Consider the following 15731-nt stretch of genomic DNA (forward strand, 5'->3'; position numbering starts at 1 on the left):
GAAATAGGCCGTAGTTTTGCTGCCGGCACCAAATTTGCCCCAACGGCCCTGATTAGCAGCACGTAGATAAATTTGGTCACCAAAACCAGGCTAATGTTTGATGTATTACTATCAATAGCTATTTCTTTTACGATCACATTTTTGGCTATTCCGGTAATTATTACCGTAGCGGAAAGAAAAAAACTTTTCGATTTGCCTAACGAGCGGAAGATTCACCAGAATCCTATTCCTTCGCTTGGTGGTCTGGGTATTTTTGCAGGTTTCGTGATGGCATGCCTCATTGCTATCCAGTTTCATGCCTCCCCTGAATTTCAGTATTTCCTGGCGGCCTGTTTTGTGATCTTCTTCCTTGGGTTGAAAGATGACATACTGGTCATATCGCCTATTAAGAAATTCATAGGTCAGGTATTGGCGGCGTTTCTGATCATTTATAAAGGAAATATCCAGATCAGGAGCATGCATGGCTTTATGGGCATTCATGAATTGCCTGAGTCTTTCAGCCTGTTACTCACGTACTTTACCATCATTGTGATCATCAATTCTTTCAACCTTATTGATGGGATCGATGGGTTGGCTGGCAGCCTTGGCCTGATGGCTTCCATTGTTTTTGGGTTTTATTTTCTGCAAGTCAATATGCCTGCCTACTCTATCCTGGCTTTTGCATTGGCTGGCAGCCTGGCGGCTTTCCTGATCTTTAACTTCCATCCGGCTAAGATATTCATGGGCGATACGGGGTCGCTGCTCATCGGACTTATTAACTCTATATTGGTGGTCAAATTCATCGAAGTAGCCAATGCAGTGAATGTTCCCTACCCCATTTTGGCTTCGCCGGCCATTGGTTTTGCCATCCTGATGATCCCCTTGCTGGATACATTACGGGTATTTTCTATCCGTATTGTGAACCGCCGGTCTCCTTTTAGCCCGGATCGCAACCACGTACACCACTTATTACTGGATAAAGGTCTTTCACACCGTAGCATCACCTTAATGCTGGTGACCATCAACCTGCTGGCGATTGTGGTTTCCTATGCCCTGCGCAACTCCGGTTGCACCTGGATTATACTGGCCATTGTGCTGATCTTTTTCAGCGGCATCGCTGCGTTATACTATACGCGCCCCAGGCCCCGTTTGTTTGTAGCCCGTACGGTGGAGTCGGAAAACAAGAACTCCAGGATCGTACCACTTACTAAGGATACCATTTTAGAACAGAAGAACTGAGTTGAGCGTCTTGAGCCGTAGTCGTGAGTCTTGAAGTGGCAACGGGTGGCTCATGTTGGATTGTTTATTCTATATTCTGAATCCTGGATTCTAAATTCTGTATTCTTCCTACATTTGCAGCGCATCAATATTCATACATTATGTCAGACGAGTTAAATATAATTGAAGAAACTGCGCTGGAGTCCATGGATAAGGCCATCAGCCACCTGGAAACAGAATTGATCAAGGTAAGGGCCGGCAAAGCCAACCCCAATATTGTAGATGGTATCGTAGTAGATTATTATGGAACGCCTACCCCCATCAACCAGATCGGTAACGTAACGGTAGCCGATGCGCGTACCCTGAATATACAGCCCTGGGAAAAGAATATGCTGCAGCCTATCGAGCGAGCTATCATCAACTCCAATATTGGCATCACTCCCCAGAATGATGGCAACATCATTCGCCTGTTCATGCCGCCTTTAACGGAAGAACGCCGCAAGCAGCTGGTAAAAACGGCGCAAGGTGAGGGAGAACATTCTAAAGTTTCCATCCGCAACATTCGCCGTGATGCTATTGAACAAGTAAGGAAACTGCAAAAAAATGGCCTGAGCGAAGATGTGGCCAAGGACGCTGAAAAGAATATCCAGGAAATGACCGACAAATACATTTTACTGGTCGACAAACATCTTTCGGCTAAAGAAAAAGAGATCATGACTGTATAGTTTTTTTACTATTCAGAAAATATACCAGCCATCCCCACTTTTAGCGGGATGGCTTTTTTTATGGGCATACCGGCTTTTTTATGAACATAAAATATAATACCTTAATTGTCTCAAACATTAACCTATGGGCAGGATCAGACTGGCAGATATCTCCACAAGGGCGCCGAAAGACTTTGACAAGGAAACCACGAAAGCAAAAACACAGGAGATCCTGGGCCAGCTGGATGAGCTGCAAAACCTGCTCTATGCGGAGTCGAAATATGCCATACTGGTTATTTTACAGGGACCTGATGCCAGTGGCAAGGATGGTGTGATCCGCAATGTATTCACCTCCATGAACCCACAGGGTATTACGGTAAAATCATTCAAAACGCCCACAGCTGCGGAGTTGAGCCACGATTTTCTGTGGCGTGTACATGAAGCAGCGCCTGCCAAAGGTATGGTACAGGTATTCAACCGCTCACAATACGAGGATATACTGATTACGCGGGTACATAAATGGATCGATGATGACATGGCGAAAAAGCGCATGAAGGCGATCAATGATTTTGAAAAGTTGTTGGAGGAGCACAACAATACGCAGATACTGAAATTTTACCTGCATGTGTCGCCCGAAGAGCAGCAGGAGCGGCTGCAGGAGCGCATTAAGGACCGTACCAAGCAATGGAAGTACAATGAAAATGACTTTGCAGAAGCGAAGCTGCTGAAAGAATACCGGAGCGCCTACGAAGATTGTTTTGAATATTGTAATGATATCCCCTGGACGATTGTACCAGCCGATCAAAACTGGTACAAAGAATATATTATAGCCTCTACACTCTTAGCTACATTAAAGAAACTGGACATGAAATTTCCCGGGTTGAAGAAAAGCAACCAGGGATATTAACTGATGTATCCCGCCAACGTACAGGCATACCTGTTTGCAGGCATTGCCGGGATGGCTATGCATTAGACCGACGGATTAATTTTGTCATGGATAAGTAATTGCCATTGTGATTTATTATATATTATTTAATTTGCTATAGTTTTTATTTCCTAACCGTTAAAAACAACTGACATGGGATTTATCAAAGAGTTCAAAGAGTTTGCAATTAAAGGAAATGTTATTGATCTGGCTGTGGGCGTGATCATTGGCGGGGCTTTTGGAAAGATCATCGATTCAGTGATCAAGGATCTGGTGATGCCATTGGTGGCGGCGGTTGTAGGGGCGCCTGATTTCAGTAATGCCTACCTGCCGTTGAAAGCGGGAATACCCACTAACCTTGCTTTGGCTGAAGCACAGAAGTTGGGACCTGTGTTTGCTTATGGTAATTTCATTACTGTTGCTATTAACTTCTTTTTATTGGCCATTGTTATTTTCCTCATGGTTAAAGCGATCAATTCCATGAAGCGTAAACAGGAAGCTGTACCTGCTGCTCCCACACCCCCTACTGCAACCGAACAGTTACTGGCAGAGATACGCGACGAGTTAAAGAAAAAGGGTTAAATGCGCGTTTATCCCGGGCATTTTGAGTATCTTCAAAATAGCCTTATTCCAAACCAAACTACCATATAATATGAGAAAATTGCTTTTACTCACGGTATTCAGTGTGTCCTGCCTGATCACCTGGGGACAGGACGCAGGCGTAAAAGATATGAAATCGCAGTCGGATAAAACGCTGGTAAATGATACATCTCATCATTCAGGCTGGAAAAAAGGTGGCTTGTTCACACTTAACGTAGGCCAGGGCGGTAGCAAGAACTGGGCAGCTGGTGCCGAAAAGTTCTCTTTTACTACTGCTGCCTATCTCAGTGTTTATGCAAATAAGAAAGCCGGAAAATTCTATTGGAATAATAACCTCGATCTGGGATACGCTATGGTCAATACCACTTCACAGGGTGTACGGAAGACCGATGATAAGATCGACCTGTACAGCAAAGCTGGTTATGAACTGTCCAAAAGTCTGAGTGTAGCTGGTGTGGTCAACTTCAGGAGCCAGTTTACCGACGGGTTTGATTATGATTACCGGGGCAAAGGATACAAACGCAGGATTTCCGGTTTCTTTGCTCCCGCTTACCTGGTAGTAGCGCCGGGTCTCGACTGGCATCCTACCGACTATTTCAGTGTTTTTCTTTCTCCCATTTCTGCCCGTTGGGTATTTGTTACCAATGAGCCCAAGAGCTACTATTATCCTGCCGGTGATCCCGGACCGGATGGCGGTGGCTTTGAAGCTCCGCTTTCTACCTTTTATGGGGTAGATCCGGCACGTGAAGTAAAAGTGGAGGCCGGCGCCTACGCTTCCATCAACTTTAATAAGGAAATACTGAGAAACGTTTCCTTTAAAAGCCGTCTCGACCTGTATTCCAATTACCTCAAAACATACCGGTTTACCCCCACAGGCCCCGATCAGTTGCAGATAACTGAGGTGAGTGCCAAACCTCAGAATGTGGATGTGTTCTGGACCAACGCCATTGTGATGAAAGTGAATAAGTACCTGAACGTTACTTATAATTTTGATCTTATATATGACGATGATGTGCGTCAGTTTGGCCCCAATGAAAATGCTGCCGGGGTCCAGTTAAGGTCATTATTGGCTGTGGGTTTTTCTGCTAAATTCTAATCAGGGATTTGCTTACATTTGTCGTTCGCAGAATAGGTCAGAAAGACCGAAAGTCGGAAAGTCCGTAAGAAGCTACAAGGGTGTACTTCTTACGGACTTTCGGTCTCCCCGTCTTCCGGACTTGTATTTTTAAAATATACCCAGTGAATCAATCCAGTTACCAGATTAAGTTGCCACAGTTTGAAGGGCCTTTTGACCTCCTGTTATTCTTTATTGAGCGGGACGAACTGGATATTTATAATATACCTATTACCAAGATCATCAAGGACTTCATGGATTATATCCATGGCGAGGATGGATTGAATATTGAGCTGTCCAGTGAATTTATCCTGTTTGTATCTACCCTCATGCGCATCAAGGCCAAAATGTTGTTACCGCGCAAGGAAATAGATGCGCAGGGGAATGAGATCGATCCACGGCAGGAATTGATTGACAAGATCCTGGAATACAAACGCTTTAAGGAGGCTTCGGCGAGAATGGCCGAAATGGAAGCTATCCGGATGCTAATGGTAAGGCGTGGTAACCTGCAGAAAGACTTGTCTTCTATTGGTGAGGAAACCGGTGAAGGCACTGAAATACAGACTATTACCCTTTTCAAATTGATGAAGACGTTTGAAAAGGTAATCAAGCGCCTGGAACAGCGCAACCTCAAGCCGGTTCATACCGTGGTGCGTTATAATTACACCATGGACGAAAGCCGGGAATATATGCTTAGTTCGGTGAAGCGGGAAAAGGTGATGTCTTTTGAAAAGATTTTCGACATCTGCCAGGACCGTATCCATGCTATTTTCCTTTTTCTTTCCATGCTCGAGCTGGTACAAATGAAGTACATGACCCTCATGGTAGGGGAAGGCCGCAATAACTTCATTCTCGAATTCAACGAACACCGCGAAGAAGATCCCATTTTTGATATGATGACACTAGGCAAGGAACCTTCGGCAGGCGAAACGCCTATTGGCGGATTGTTTGGAAATGGCCCCGTTACAGACGAAGGTTCTGATGAAGAGCCACCTGCTGACGAACCGGCTGCCGATGAGCCTTCCGCAGACGAAACGGAGTAAATATTCCTTTTACATTATTAATTGAAGATCCATAACAGTATTGGCCGCGGTGATCCATCGATCGTTGCGGCCAGTTTTTTTAAGAAATCGGGAGCTACAGTTGGGCAGCCATCACTCTGGCAAATAGGGTAAGGATCCACCTCTGCTGCCGGTACACATTCGTGGGAATGCAATACCACAAACCTTTTGAAGGCATTGCTGTTGGTGGAGTCCTGACCGTGTAACTTATAAGCCAGTCCAAACCGGCCCTTGTAAGAAGCGCCCACTTTGTACCTGCCCAGCGATGTACAGCCGCAACCCACTTCATTGCCATAGCGGCGGCCATTGAGCCATTCCTCATTGCACCGTCCGTGGGTTACCAATCCTCCACTTGTGATAGCATCCTTTTTCAGATCATATACGAATAGCCTGTTTTTCCCCGACTCAATGCTCATGTCGATGAGGAAACATACATCGGCATTGCATTTATTCCTGATAGCATACGCTCTGGCCTGGGCTGCCCGGGAAGACAATTTGAGCAGCAGCTTCTTGTGCAGCGTAGCGGCCACATCGCGGTTGACTGTTTTATAAACAGGTTTCATTTTGGAATAATACCAGGCAGCACTGGCCAGTACAAACAAAAGGATCGTGGCCAGGGCCACCAGCAGGAAACGTTTCATGATAAATGGGGTTATGGCAAAGGATCAGATGCCATACTAACGCCTCTCCATAAAAGACTGGTTAGAAATTGCTGTTAAAGATTCCTGAAAAGGAACCGGCCCCGATTCATGGTACTGAACCGGGGCCGGTAATATAATTAGTCTACGCTTGTAGTTATCATTGCAATAACGTACCTACCGTCACCTTATCTTTCATCATTTCCCGCACTGTTTGTGCAATGCCGGCTGCATCATAGCCACACTCACGGTGCAATTCTTTGAGGGAGCCATGCTCTACCAAACGATCGGGGATACCCAGCATTTTCACAGTAGCATGGTAGTTGTGTTGAGCCATGAATTCCAATACTGCACTGCCCATGCCTCCCACGATAGTGCCATCTTCAACGGTGAGCACTTTAGCATATTTTTTGAATACTTCGTGTAAAAGGGCTTCGTCCAGCGGTTTGGCAAAGCGCATATCATAATGCGCCGGGTTCAGGCCCTCTGTCTTCAGCTCACGGATGGCGGTGGTCGCAAAATTACCAGGATGGCCAAGGGTAAGAATGGCGATATCGTCCCCGTCTTTCAGCTTTCTGCCCTTACCGATGGTGATCTCTTCAAAGGGTGTTTTCCAATCGGGCATTACACCTTCTCCACGTGGATAGCGGATCACAAAAGGATGATTGTTGGTCTCCAACTGAGCAGTATACATCAGGTTACGCAATTCGCTTTCATTCATCGGTGCGCTGATCACCATATGAGGAATGCAACGGAAATAAGGAATATCATAGGCCCCATGGTGAGTGGGCCCGTCTTCTCCTACCAGTCCTGCACGGTCCAGGCAGAAGATCACCGGCAGCTTTTGTATGGCTACATCATGTACCACCTGGTCATACGCTCGTTGCATAAAGGAGGAGTAGATATTGCAAAATACCTTCAATCCCTGTGTTGCCATACCGGCACTCAGTGTTACAGCGTGTTGTTCGCAAATGCCTACATCAATTGCGCGATCCGGCATCTGCTCCATCATGAATTTGAGGGAAGAGCCGGAAGGCATGGCTGGTGTAATACCGAATATGTTTTTGTTCTTTTCTGCCAGTTCTATAATAGTATGTCCAAATACATCCTGGTATTTGGGGGGCTGTTTGGTTTCAAAGGTCTTTTTATAGATCTCGCCGGTGATCTTGTCAAACAGGCCGGGCGCATGCCATTTGGTTTGGTCTTTTTCGGCCAGTGAATAACCCTTGCCCTTCACGGTTATGATATGTAATATTTTGGGGCCGGGAATCTTCTTCAGGTCTTGCAGGGTATCTACCAGCTTGGTGATATTGTGTCCGTCAATAGGACCAAAATAACGCAGCTTCAATGCCTCAAACAGGTTGCTGCTTTTGTTGACAAATCCTTTCACACTGTGCTCCAGCTTACTGGCCATATCACGGGTGAATTTCTTACCTACCGGTAATTTGCCCAGCGCCTTCCAGATATCATCTTTCAGGCGGTTGTAAGTATGTGAGGTGGAGATGTCCGTGAGGTATTCCCGGAGAGCGCCCACATTGGGGTCGATGCTCATGTTGTTATCATTCAGGATAATGAGCATATCGGCATCGGTTACCCCGGCATGGTTCATCGCTTCAAAGGCCATACCGGCTGTCATGGAACCGTCGCCAATAACGGCTACCGACTTACGGTTCTCGCCCTTGTGCCTGGCAGCTATGGCCATACCCAGTGCCGCAGAAATAGAAGTAGAAGAATGCCCTACGCCAAAAGTGTCGTATTCACTTTCACTGCGTTTGGGAAAACCGCTCAGGCCGTTGTATTTCCTGTTGGAACTGAAATTGTCTTTGCGGCCGGTCAATATTTTATGGCCATAAGCCTGGTGGCCTACATCCCATACGAGCTGATCATAAGGGGTATTGTAGATATAATGCAGGGCTACAGAAAGTTCTACTACGCCTAAACTGGCGCCAAAGTGGCCACCGTGAACGCTTACTACGTCAATGATATACTGACGTAATTCATCACACAGTTGATGCAGCTGTTCTCTGCTGAGCTGCTTTACATCTGCCGGTGATTCGATCATTTTGAGTAAGGGGCCGGGAGCAATTTCCATCGGGAGAAAATTTATGCCCCAAAAATACTACTTTATCGCTTGAAATTCAGGGAATCCGGCTTTCCCTGGCCGGATAGCCCATTTCGATGGCGCCGGCTATTTTATACAGGATTGGAATATAGGCTGCAATTTGATATATTCGATTGATTTTTAATAGAATGATGTACATTGAGCCGCAAAAAGGGTGGTATTCGCATGCCGATAGCCCGGCTTTTAAGCCATATATCCAAAATACGGTAGGAGGGCTACCCAAATGTATAGTTTTGCTTAGACCCAAATTCTGAGATGGCGAAAAGAAATTCATATTACTGGCTTTGCCAGATAGGTGGCTGGGGCCTGGTAGGGCTTTCCATGTTGTTCTATGCTTTTACATTCAAAGAGGAAATATCCAACGCATATCTCTACCGGATACTCATCTACATTGTATCGGGTATTGTAAGCACCCATATTTTGCGGGAGTTTCTTAAACGTACCAATTGGTTGCTACTGCCCATTGAAAAGATGGTAACCCGGTTGGCCGCCGCTGTGATCATTACCAGTATTCTTTATGGCTTGCTGGTATTGGGAGCTTATGAAGCATTCAAATTCGAGAACAAGAATAAGCTCGATTTCTCCACCCGCCTGTTTGCCAACGTGCTGAACATTGGTATTTTCATGATCCCCTGGATCCTGCTGTATTATTTCTACCATTACATTGAAAAAAGCCGTCGTCAGCAGGTAGATACCTTAAAGCTCGAATCGCTGGTAAAAGAGCTGGAACTAAAGACCATCAAGTCCCATATCAATCCGCATTTTATTTTTAACGCGCTCAATAGCATACGGGCACTGATCGATGAAAATCCCAATCGCGCCAGGAATGCCATTACCGAATTAAGTAATATCCTGCGCAGCAGCATGCAGGCCGAGAAACTGGAAACGGTTCCATTTGAGAAAGAGCTTAACATTGTAAAAGATTACCTCGCGCTGGAATACATACGTTTTGAAGACCGCCTTCGTATTGAGTACCAGATAGATGAAGATACGCTCGACCAGCCTGTGCCTCCCATGATGTTACAAACCCTGGTAGAAAATGCCATCAAACATGGCATCGGCAAGCAGATCAGCGGCGGTATTGTAAAAGTAGTTTCCGATTTCAGGAATGACTTCCATGAGCTTATTGTATTGAATTCAGGCTCTCTGAATGGGGGGCATTTGAATGGCGATGGATTTGGGCTCTCCAGTACTAAAAACAGGCTGCAGTTATTATTTGGTGAAAAAGCTAACTTTGAAATCAAACAGGTAGATGCGGGATTGGTAGAAGCAAGGATCTTAATTCCTGTTGAAATAAAATAATGGACGTATGATCAAAGCGATTATTATTGATGATGAAAGGCTTGCCAGGAATGAACTGAAGAAGCTGTTGATGGAATTTCCTGAAATTGAAGTGGTGGCAGAAGCAGCCAATGCAGGAGAAGGTATTGAAAAGATAGAACATATCAATCCCGACCTCGTATTCCTTGATATTCAAATGCCTGGTAAAACAGGTTTTGATATGCTGTCCGAACTGGACAGGACTCCCAATGTGATCTTCACTACGGCGTATGATGAATATGCCCTCAAAGCTTTTGAGGTCAATGCACTCGACTACCTGCTGAAGCCGGTAGAGCCCAAGAGGCTGGCAGATGCCATCCAAAAACTGCATATGCAGGATGAGCGGGGAGAGACGAATCCTTTGCCGCTCAACGTGAATCGTTCCATACTCAGTGAAAATGACCAGGTGTTTGTAAAGGATGGTGAGCGTTGCTGGTTTGTGAAACTGTCGGATATCCGTTTGTTTGAAAGTGTGGGCAATTACGCTAAGGTATATTTCGGGCCCAATAAGCCCCTCATCTTAAAATCGCTCAATGCCCTGGAAGAAAGGCTGGATGAGAAAACTTTTTTCCGGGCCAACCGCAAGCATATTGTCAATCTCCGGTTGATTGATAAAATTGAACCTTATTTCAATGGCGGTTTGCTGCTGGAATTGAAGGGAGGCGAGAAAATTGAAGTGAGCCGTCGTCAAACGGTGAAGTTCAAAGAAATGATGAGCCTTTAGCGATTCCCGATTAGGGATATAACATTTAGCATTGCTCCGCGCAACCTTAAACCTATTACACCACTACATGATGAAGAAACTTACCATTTTTATTACCGTATTTACAATCGGTACAACCGGCTTTTCCCAATCCATCGACAAGATTATTAATGTTACGGAAGTAGAACGTGTGGAACGTGTGCTTTCGGCTGATGATATGCAGGGGCGTAAACCATTTACCCCAGGTATCGATAAAGCGGCTGCTTTTATTGCCGATGAGTTTAAGAAAGCCGGACTGAAGCCGGTTGATAAGAATTCCTACCTACAGTCTTTTAATATGCTGCGGATCAAGTTTGTTTCCGCAAAAGGTACATTGAATGGCAAGGCGGTGGAAGAACGGGATATTCTCGCCTTAAGCGACAAGCCTGTACTGACTATAACGGAATCGGCCCAATACCAAAAGGTACAAGTATCCAAGGACAGCCTTTACCCGGTATATATGCGGCTTTCCAGCACCCCGGGTAATTACCTGCTGGTAGTTGATACAAGTGCCAGGAACCTGTTCAATAACCTCAGACGGCGTTCTACTTTGTTTGCCCCTGCTTCCAGTATCGTAGGTTTGCTTACTACCGAAGATCCTGCTACATACAGCATTGAGTACAACCAGGAAGTAACAGCCATGCCATTGAATAATGTAGTGGGCATATTGCCTGGTAAGGGCAAGAAGAAAGAAGAATATGTGATCTTCTCCGGTCACTATGATCACCTGGGTATTGGCAGGCCCAATGCGGCAGGTGATTCCATTTACAACGGCGCCAATGATGATGCTGCCGGTACCACAGCGGTTATTATGCTGGCGCATTATTTTGCTAAGCAAAAGAACAATGAACGTACCATCGTGTTTGCTGCCTTTACAGCAGAAGAATCCGGTGGTTTTGGGTCACAACATTTTTCCCGCCAGTTTGAGCCGGATAAAGTAATGGCCATGTTCAATATTGAAATGATCGGTACTGACAGCAAGTGGGGTAATAATTCAGCTTACATTACCGGTTATGAAAAAACCGATATGGGAAAGATATTGGAGAAGAACCTCGAAGGCTCCAATTTCAAGTTCTATCCTGATCCTTACCCAGATCAACAATTATTCTACCGGTCGGATAATGCTACCCTGGCCAGGCTGGGCGTGCCGGCGCATACTATTTCAACATCCAAAATGGATAGTGAGAAAACTTACCATACCCAGGAAGATGAAATTGAAACGCTGGACCTGAAGAACATGACAGAGATTATTAAAGCCATTGCCCTCAGTTCCACTTCCATTGTGGCCGGAAAGGATACTCCTTCCAGGGTAGAGGCCAGTGCATTGAAAAGATAATTTGATAATATGGGAATTTTGAAATGCCGCTATTCATCAGGAATTATGAATAGCGGCATTTTCACATTTATATATTTCAAATTAACACATTGCCTTATTTAAGCATGCCATTGATCTTCTTTACCAACTTTGCCCTGTGACTGGGACGGAGCGCTTCCATATCAGCCACTTTCCCATCTTTGCCTACCAGTATATAACGCGGTATACCCGTGATATTGAATTTTTGACCCAGTAGTTGGCCATCATTCTCGTTGGCATAATAATGTTCTCCTTCGATACCCACTTCCCTGATGGTAGATTGCCATGACTGCTTACTGCAGCCGATGCCTATATAAAGGAATACTACCTCCTTGCCGGCGAGCTCTTTTTGCAGCGCTTTGGAATGAGGCATTTCACCTATACAAGGCCCGCACCAGGGCGCCCAGAAATCAATATATACTACCTTGCCCTTGTAGGGTTTCATCAGCTTGTCGAAAAAGCGATCACTGGTTGAGTCACTAAATGTGGTGAAGACCGGGTTGGCCCTGAAAGAGTTGGCCGGCGGGCTATCTCCTGCAAAAGGACGGGCATACCCCTGCAACAGGGGCGCGGCTGTGATAGCCAGCAGGAACAGGATGGGATTTTTCATATTGTGTGGGTTATTGATGCGTCAAAATAAGTGTTTCACCGGGAAGCCGCAAGTAAGTTTTTGTAAAGAACAACCGGTTGAAAATCAATACCAACGGGGCTGTATTACAAAAAGCTGTATATTTATTCATCATTTAAAGCCAATCCGGTCACATTTTTGAAGGATAAGCTTTATTTTACTAACCTTAAAAGTATTTATTATGGCAGATGTACAATTGACTGCATACAATGTAAAGACAAAGGAGAAAGGAGTACCTATTCAGGATGCAGTGATTACTAAAACCGCCAAGGGAGCTTATATGGCACAAGGAAATGATGGTAAGGGTAATAAACTCACTACCCTGTTGGGTGAAGAGAAAGCCCTGGCAGCTATTGCAGCTGGTGTGGCAAAAAAAGGCTGGGAATAACTATTACGGATGCTATTCAGCCCCGAGCCGGATGTATCCACCGATAGCATAAAAGCTTTTACTGTATTATCGTCATAAAGCCGTTTGAAAGAACGGCTGTTGATTAAAAACACGGTCTGATCGTTACTGATCCGGCCGTGTTTTCTTTGTAGAAGGGCATAAATATAATTTAACACTAATCTAACTGGGAAGTTGCTGCGCACATGAGGTATTGCCTGCTATATATGCTGCTATTGCTACTGTTCAGTAGCGCAGTAACTGCGCAGTCCAATGACAATTATTTCCCCAATGGTTCGGCTTTCCGGGAGAATTGTAACTGTTACACGCTCACCAATGAACAGGGCACGCAATCAGGCTCTGTCTGGAATAAAATTAAGATCGATCTTACACAGTCTTTCGATTACAAATTCAACATCAACCTTGGTACCCGCGATGCGGATGGGGCCGATGGGATGGTATTCGTATTGCAAAATATTAGCCTCAGCATTGGCACTACAGGAGAAGGCATGGGATTTAGTGGTGTAACGCCTTCTATCGGTATACCTATTGATACCTGGCAAAACGCCAATCAGAACGATCCTGCCTTTGATCATATTTCCATTAACCGCGATGGTGATGTAAACCATACCTCTGCCAATAACCTGGCCGGACCGGTAAGCGCCCTTTCAGGGAACAACAATATTGAAGACGGTCAATGGCATACGCTTCGCATTATCTGGAATGCGGTAACCAAATCCATATCGGCACAGATTGACGGGATAGATCGTGTGCAGGCTACCATTGACCTGGTAGCGCAGGTATTTAATAATAACCCTGTTGTTTATTGGGGATTTACAGCTGGTACCGGCGGATCCTATAATCGCCAGCGTTTTTGTACTTCCCTCAATCCTGGTTTTTCACTCCCGCCCAATCAACTCACTTGCTTTCCTACGTCCCTGCAGTTCCATGATAATTCCCTTTCATTCGGTACTATTTTAAAGTGGTATTGGGATTTTGGCGATGGCACCCGGGATTCAGTACAAACACCTGATCCGCATGTGTATGCTGCACCTGGTATTTACCAGGTGAAACTGAACATATTTGGGAATGATGGTTGTTTGTCCGATACTTTTAAAACAACAATTACAGTAGGCTCAAAACCGGTCGCCAATTTTGGACCTCCGCCGCCACCTTATTGTGATGAAGAGATCGTGCCATTCACCGATTCTTCCAAAGTACAATACGGGACTATCAATAGCTGGGAATGGAAAGTAGACAATGGCCCACCCCTTGTTCAAGCCACTCCTGGCTATCAGCAGCCTTTTACCTATGGCCCGCACTCGGTTTCCTTGCAGGTAAAAACAAAGGAAGGCTGCCTCTCTGACCCGATTACAAGGCCGCTTTCCATGTATCCCTCTCCCGCAGTAGACATGAGCTTCTCCGATACCTGTTTTCGGGTACCTGCTCTACTTGCCGCCGTCAATCTTACCCAGGCTATTCCCATACAACAATGGTATTGGAGACCGGGTGATGGAACGCTCGACAGCACGGCCAGTATTCACCATACCTACAATAATGGGGGTCAGTATACAGTAAAACTCTATGCTGTGGCGGATAATGGCTGTCATTCTGATACGGTCGAAAAGCCGATCAGGATCTATGAGACTCATGCCTTTGCAGGTAATGATACCGTGGTTACAGACAATCATCCCCTGCCGTTGAATGGTTCGGGTGGGGTACTGTACAGCTGGTCACCACCCGAAGGATTAAGTGATCCTGCCATCGCCAATCCGGTCGCGCTGATCAAAAAAAGCACTTCTTACGTCCTCACCGCTTATACCCCCATGGGGTGCGCCACCACCGATACGATCAGGATCAAGGTATTCAAAGGGCCTGCCATCTATGTGCCCAATGTTTTTTCACCCAACGGCGATAACCGGAACGATCGCTTCCGGATGACCGCCGTAGGCATCACCAATATATATTATTTCCGCATTTTTAACCGCTACGGACAAGTGGTATACAACTCCACCAATCCCAAAGATGGGTGGGATGGCACCATTAAGGGCCAGCCCCAACCCACAGGTACTTATGTTTGGATGGTAAGTGGTAAGGACTTTGCCGGACAGCTGCACGAACAAAAAGGTGCATTTATGCTGGTACGGTAAAGCGATAACAGAGGTAAGCACATAAGTAGAAAGGCATATCGTGAATCAGACACTGATTTTTATAGAAAGTTTAAGCCCTTTGTAGATTTAGCCGCTATTTCTTTTGCCTAGGATAAAATCAACGCCAAACGTAAAAGAGCTCATCAGGTTAAAGTACACGTTTGAATACCTGCTAGTAGGGTTGCCCTCGTATTTGTTTTTGGTGTATGAATAGCCTGCACCACCAAAATTTACAGTAAGCAGCAATTTGGGCAAAGGCTGGTAATAAATACCTGGTATTGCACCTACACTATATTCGGTAGCAGTCGCCTTATTTTTATCACCAACATCATTTTTGTTCACCTCCTTCCGGAAGGAAATGCCACCGTTGGCTTCAATATACCAGCCGATCTGTTTTTTTATAGGCATATAATGCCGCCAGTATAATCCGCCGCCTATGCTGGTGGCAGATAGCCTGTTGGAAGAAGTTTCAGATTTGCTGGTCTGGTATCCAAAATTTGTGCGAAAACCCACAACTGAGTTATGCCCCAGGCCAAATCCTATGCGGGGTGAAAGATTGGAGTTTGAGCTGGAACCACTGTTATTACCGCTACTATTACCGTAGTATACCCCCATCGTAGCGCCTAACAATACATCGCCTTTTTGTACCTGGGCGGTAAGTGTTGCTGTAGAAGAAATAATAATGGCAAGTAAAAGTAAAGTTTGTCTTTTCATAAAAGTGTTTTAGTGTTTCACAAATATGAAAAGCAAAAAGGAAGTAAAGAATAGTCCTTACTTCCTTTCACACAGAT

The 15731-nt window shown here is 45.3% G+C and carries 15 protein-coding genes; 11 read left to right on the forward strand and 4 right to left on the reverse strand.

Annotated features, from left to right (window positions below):
* Nucleotides 1-93 precede the first annotated feature (93 nt).
* From D3H65_RS25575 to D3H65_RS25600, 6 genes are all read left to right on the forward strand, one after another.
* Entirely contained in the window at nt 94-1218 is a 1125-nt protein-coding gene (locus D3H65_RS25575; RefSeq protein WP_119053019.1) for an MraY family glycosyltransferase, read from the forward strand.
* 140 nt (nt 1219-1358) lie between these two features.
* Complete coding sequence (gene frr, locus D3H65_RS25580; RefSeq protein ID WP_119053020.1) at nt 1359-1922, forward strand: ribosome recycling factor; 564 nt, start codon at nt 1359-1361, stop codon at nt 1920-1922.
* Nucleotides 1923-2046: 124 nt separating this feature from the next.
* Complete coding sequence (locus D3H65_RS25585; RefSeq protein WP_119053021.1) at nt 2047-2808, forward strand: PPK2 family polyphosphate kinase; 762 nt, start codon at nt 2047-2049, stop codon at nt 2806-2808.
* A 171-nt stretch (nt 2809-2979) separates the two neighbouring features.
* Nucleotides 2980-3408 carry a large conductance mechanosensitive channel protein MscL gene (mscL, locus tag D3H65_RS25590; RefSeq protein ID WP_119053022.1) on the forward strand — a complete coding sequence of 143 codons (429 nt, stop codon included), beginning with the start codon at nt 2980-2982 and terminating at the stop codon, nt 3406-3408.
* A 70-nt stretch (nt 3409-3478) separates the two neighbouring features.
* Entirely contained in the window at nt 3479-4522 is a 1044-nt protein-coding gene (locus D3H65_RS25595; RefSeq protein ID WP_119053023.1) for a DUF3078 domain-containing protein, read from the forward strand.
* 143 nt (nt 4523-4665) lie between these two features.
* Nucleotides 4666-5583, forward strand: a complete 918-nt coding sequence (locus D3H65_RS25600) for a segregation and condensation protein A (protein WP_119053024.1) — start codon at nt 4666-4668, stop codon at nt 5581-5583.
* A gap of 17 nt (nt 5584-5600) precedes the next feature.
* Here the strand turns inward: D3H65_RS25600 and D3H65_RS25605 are convergent, their stop codons facing one another.
* Together D3H65_RS25605 and dxs are read right to left on the reverse strand one after the other, a co-directional pair.
* Complete coding sequence (locus D3H65_RS25605; RefSeq protein WP_119053025.1) at nt 5601-6242, reverse strand: murein L,D-transpeptidase catalytic domain-containing protein; 642 nt, start codon at nt 6240-6242, stop codon at nt 5601-5603.
* A gap of 157 nt (nt 6243-6399) precedes the next feature.
* Nucleotides 6400-8331 carry a 1-deoxy-D-xylulose-5-phosphate synthase gene (gene dxs, locus D3H65_RS25610; RefSeq protein WP_119053026.1) on the reverse strand — a complete coding sequence of 644 codons (1932 nt, stop codon included), beginning with the start codon at nt 8329-8331 and terminating at the stop codon, nt 6400-6402.
* A 285-nt stretch (nt 8332-8616) separates the two neighbouring features.
* Here dxs and D3H65_RS25615 point away from each other — a divergent pair, with 285 nt between their 5' ends.
* The 3 genes from D3H65_RS25615 (at nt 8617) to D3H65_RS25625 (ending at nt 11759) form a co-directional block, all read left to right on the forward strand.
* Nucleotides 8617-9663: a sensor histidine kinase gene (locus D3H65_RS25615; protein WP_119053027.1), complete on the forward strand. Its 1047-nt coding sequence runs from the start codon at nt 8617-8619 to the stop codon at nt 9661-9663.
* Nucleotides 9664-9670: 7 nt separating this feature from the next.
* Nucleotides 9671-10405, forward strand: coding sequence for a LytR/AlgR family response regulator transcription factor (locus D3H65_RS25620; protein ID WP_211345551.1), 735 nt, complete (start codon nt 9671-9673; stop codon nt 10403-10405).
* Nucleotides 10406-10472: 67 nt separating this feature from the next.
* On the forward strand, nt 10473-11759 hold the full coding sequence (locus tag D3H65_RS25625) for a M20/M25/M40 family metallo-hydrolase (RefSeq protein ID WP_119053028.1): 1287 nt from the start codon (nt 10473-10475) through the stop codon (nt 11757-11759).
* Nucleotides 11760-11853: 94 nt separating this feature from the next.
* Here D3H65_RS25625 and D3H65_RS25630 read toward each other — a convergent pair whose 3' ends face one another.
* The gene (locus tag D3H65_RS25630) at nt 11854-12387 is read right to left on the reverse strand and encodes a TlpA family protein disulfide reductase (RefSeq protein ID WP_119053029.1); all 534 of its coding nucleotides are present in this window, start codon (nt 12385-12387) and stop codon (nt 11854-11856) included.
* Nucleotides 12388-12586: 199 nt separating this feature from the next.
* On the opposite strand from D3H65_RS25630, the gene D3H65_RS25635 reads away from it, so the two are divergent.
* Together D3H65_RS25635 and D3H65_RS25640 are read left to right on the forward strand one after the other, a co-directional pair.
* Nucleotides 12587-12793: a hypothetical protein gene (locus tag D3H65_RS25635; RefSeq protein ID WP_119053030.1), complete on the forward strand. Its 207-nt coding sequence runs from the start codon at nt 12587-12589 to the stop codon at nt 12791-12793.
* 224 nt (nt 12794-13017) lie between these two features.
* The gene (locus D3H65_RS25640) at nt 13018-14940 is read left to right on the forward strand and encodes a lectin-like domain-containing protein (protein ID WP_162915814.1); all 1923 of its coding nucleotides are present in this window, start codon (nt 13018-13020) and stop codon (nt 14938-14940) included.
* Nucleotides 14941-15027: 87 nt separating this feature from the next.
* Here D3H65_RS25640 and D3H65_RS25645 read toward each other — a convergent pair whose 3' ends face one another.
* On the reverse strand, nt 15028-15654 hold the full coding sequence (locus D3H65_RS25645) for an outer membrane beta-barrel protein (RefSeq protein WP_119053032.1): 627 nt from the start codon (nt 15652-15654) through the stop codon (nt 15028-15030).
* Nucleotides 15655-15731 lie beyond the last annotated feature (77 nt).

It is taken from the genome of Paraflavitalea soli (assembly GCF_003555545.1).
In the GTDB taxonomy this organism is placed as follows: domain Bacteria; phylum Bacteroidota; class Bacteroidia; order Chitinophagales; family Chitinophagaceae; genus Paraflavitalea; species Paraflavitalea soli.

Coding starts and splice junctions, on each gene's coding strand:
- D3H65_RS25575 (WP_119053019.1), top strand. CDS start 94: ATGTTTGATGTATTACTATCAATAGCTATTTCTTTTACGATCACATTT.
- frr (WP_119053020.1), top strand. CDS start 1,359: ATGTCAGACGAGTTAAATATAATTGAAGAAACTGCGCTGGAGTCCATG.
- D3H65_RS25585 (WP_119053021.1), top strand. CDS start 2,047: ATGGGCAGGATCAGACTGGCAGATATCTCCACAAGGGCGCCGAAAGAC.
- mscL (WP_119053022.1), top strand. CDS start 2,980: ATGGGATTTATCAAAGAGTTCAAAGAGTTTGCAATTAAAGGAAATGTT.
- D3H65_RS25595 (WP_119053023.1), top strand. CDS start 3,479: ATGAGAAAATTGCTTTTACTCACGGTATTCAGTGTGTCCTGCCTGATC.
- D3H65_RS25605 (WP_119053025.1), bottom strand. CDS start 6,242: ATGAAACGTTTCCTGCTGGTGGCCCTGGCCACGATCCTTTTGTTTGTA.
- dxs (WP_119053026.1), bottom strand. CDS start 8,331: ATGGAAATTGCTCCCGGCCCCTTACTCAAAATGATCGAATCACCGGCA.
- D3H65_RS25615 (WP_119053027.1), top strand. CDS start 8,617: ATGGCGAAAAGAAATTCATATTACTGGCTTTGCCAGATAGGTGGCTGG.
- D3H65_RS25620 (WP_211345551.1), top strand. CDS start 9,671: ATGATCAAAGCGATTATTATTGATGATGAAAGGCTTGCCAGGAATGAA.
- D3H65_RS25625 (WP_119053028.1), top strand. CDS start 10,473: ATGATGAAGAAACTTACCATTTTTATTACCGTATTTACAATCGGTACA.
- D3H65_RS25630 (WP_119053029.1), bottom strand. CDS start 12,387: ATGAAAAATCCCATCCTGTTCCTGCTGGCTATCACAGCCGCGCCCCTG.
- D3H65_RS25635 (WP_119053030.1), top strand. CDS start 12,587: ATGGCAGATGTACAATTGACTGCATACAATGTAAAGACAAAGGAGAAA.
- D3H65_RS25640 (WP_162915814.1), top strand. CDS start 13,018: ATGCTGCTATTGCTACTGTTCAGTAGCGCAGTAACTGCGCAGTCCAAT.
- D3H65_RS25645 (WP_119053032.1), bottom strand. CDS start 15,654: ATGAAAAGACAAACTTTACTTTTACTTGCCATTATTATTTCTTCTACA.